The organism is Pectobacterium sp. HCp5_1, assembly GCF_032905925.1.
Classification (GTDB): Bacteria; Pseudomonadota; Gammaproteobacteria; order Enterobacterales; family Enterobacteriaceae; genus Pectobacterium; species Pectobacterium brasiliense_A.
Window position 1 is genome coordinate 1 of record NZ_JAUMIO010000083.1, and the last position, 1,373, is coordinate 1,373.

General features: G+C 51.8%; 1 protein-coding gene. It reads left to right on the top strand.

Features of this window, described 5'->3' with window-relative positions; translation table 11 throughout:
• Positions 1–89: 89 nt before the first annotated feature.
• A partial coding sequence (locus Q3A88_RS21815; RefSeq protein ID WP_317178661.1) for an IS4 family transposase occupies positions 90–1,373 on the top strand: 1,284 nt, incomplete at its 3' end.

Sequence of the window (1,373 nt, forward strand, 5' to 3'; positions counted from 1 at the left end):
TAACACCGATCGGTTAAGCAAAATGATCGGTTGAACGATCCGGCGGGTAGACGACAATAGCCTCATCAATTCTCTGATGGGGCTTTTTTATGCTTTCGACCTGGCTTGACGAGACGCAGACCTGGGCTGAACCCGCTTCACTTTCCTGCTTTCAGCGTGCCATTCCCCTTGAGTGGATTTCTCAGGTACTTGATTCCACCAATAAAGCCAGTATCCGTAAACGTAAGCTCCCTGCAGAACTTGTGGTCTGGCTGATTGTGGGTATGGGTCTGTACCGTGACCGTCCCATCACTGATGTGGTGGCAAAACTCGACCTCGTCCTCCGTTCGAAGGAGGGAGAGACCCTTGCGGCCAGCTCTATTGCCCAGGCCCGGCAGCGGCTCAGCGATGAACCGCTCCGGGAACTCTTCACCCTGACAGCCGGTCACTGGACTCAGCAGGAAGACAAGGATGATCTCTGGCACGGCCTTCGCCTGTTTGCCGTTGATGGCACGCTCTTTCGTACGCCTGATACACCAGAACTTGCGGAGCATTTTGAGTATATAAAACATCGCCCGGACAGACACACGGAATACCCGATGGTCAGGTTGTGCGCTCTGATGTCACTGCGTAGCCGGTTAATCCATGATGTTAAATTCGGTCCGGCCAATACCAGCGAAGTGAATTACGCGAAGCCGTTATCCGTGCAGGCGAACAGTCTGACGCTGTTTGACCGCTGTTACTTATCTGCAGGATTACTGATTAACTGGCAGAGAAAGCAGCAGGAAGCGCACTGGCTGGTTCCCCTGAAGGGCAATACAAAATACCGGATACTGGAAACGTTTGGTGAAGGAGACCATCTGGTGGAGATGCAGGTCTCACCGCAGGCCCGAAAACAGGACTGCTCGTTGCCTGAATACTGGCAGGCCCGGTTAATAGACTGTGAGGGTGAATCCGGTGATTACAAAGGTTTTATCACCTCGCTGACAGAGCCGGAGCAGTATCCGGCAGACTCACTGCGTTATGTGTATCAGGAAAGGTGGAGTATAGAAAATGGTTACGGAGAGCTGAAACAGTTCCAACTGAATACAGCCACGCTGTTGCGCAGCCAGAAAGTGAGCGGGATTTACCAGGAAATATGGGGTCTGTTGACGGCCTATAATCTGATCAGAATGGAGATGAGTCAGATAGCACGGGAAGCAGAGGTATCACCACTTCGAATAAGCTTCGTGATGGCGATGAGGTTGATCCAGGATGAACTCATTTGGTGCTCACTGGGGAAACCAGGGACAATCCCGACGAAGCTGAAGAAAATGCGGGAGAATGTGAAGCAATTTATCCTGCCAGAAAAGAGAAGACGGCCCAAAGAAAGGACCGTTCGGATCTCAAAAACC